At 47.6% G+C, this 1212-nt stretch carries 1 protein-coding gene; it reads right to left on the reverse strand.

Annotated elements, in window-relative coordinates; translation table 11 throughout:
- Positions 1-900 (reverse strand): transposase (locus tag BSZ32_RS17955; protein WP_105044688.1); only part of this gene is annotated, 900 nt, incomplete at its 3' end.
- Positions 901-1212: the final 312 nt, after the last annotated feature.

Here is a 1212-nt window from a genome sequence, read left to right on the forward strand (position 1 = left end):
CGCGATTGCAGCGATCGAGAGTTGGCCGTCTCGATCTTGTTCACGCTCGACTTCTTCTTGGCTAAATCCTTTGCGCTTCTTTCGCGCTCCTTGGGCGTCTGCGGTGGGTTCACCAAAGCTGGCTCCGTCTTCGAATAGGCAGAGCCGGTATCGCTTCGCTACACTGCGCCAATCGTATTTTTCTATGTTTCTAGCGCCGCTCCAGCCGTCGTGGCCGGTGTCGCTGTCGAGTTCGCTGAGGATGCGCATCACGCCATTTCTGGCAAGCTTACCGCCAGCCACAGCTTCCGCATAGCCACTCCACCGATAGTCTTTCGGATCACGCACCATTCCGGCTCTAATGGGATTGAGGTCGATGTAGGCGGCCATCGTTCTAGCGGCATAGCCATTTTCCACTAAAACGCTTTTGTAACGAGCTTCCCAGAGCGTTCCTCGCCTGCCGTGCTTTTTGTTGTACCACAATGAAAAGCGCTGCTTGAGCGTCTTCATAAAGAGTCCCAAATCCCACATTCTCCTGGTGTAGCTCTCGCGCAGTTTGTGGCACGCTTCCCGTCCTTGCTTGTGTGTTGCGCCTGCAAGCAAGGCCAAATGCTCGCTCACCATCGCCACGTGTTCCTTCGAATAAATCACCGATAAACGCTCAATGAGAGCCGCGTCATCGAGCTGTTGATCACACTTTGGTGGCACCTCTACGAGAATATGGAAATGATTGCTCATGATGCAATACGTCAGCACGCGAACACCGCAGAACTCCTCATACATTCGCATGTAGCGGACGAATTGTTCCTTGCCTTTACTATCTAGCAGGAAGTCCTGCCCCACTATGCGTGATACAACGTGATAATTTGCAGAACGATCTTCCCACCCTACCCACGGTGCCAATAAACGAGCTTTAGACATGTCTGTAAACCTATCGTATTCAGCGATTTAGATCAAGTCGATTCGTGCTCTATAGAACCTTATAGGAAGATTATTATTTTTCAGGATCTATATGGAATAGTGGATGGAAGCATATACCTCTACTATTAGTCTGTCTTTTTCTTTAGAGTTATACGTGCTCTATAGTACCTCTACTATTAGTCTGTCTTTTTCTTTACGTCTTATAGGAAGATTATTATTTTTCAGGATCTATATGGAATATAGGATGGAAGCATACACCTCTACTATTAGTCTGTCTTTTTCTTTACTTTGTTCTTTAGAGTTATTAACCTG

The organism is Rubritalea profundi (genome assembly GCF_002954445.1).
Lineage (GTDB): Bacteria > Verrucomicrobiota > Verrucomicrobiia > Verrucomicrobiales > Akkermansiaceae > Rubritalea > Rubritalea profundi.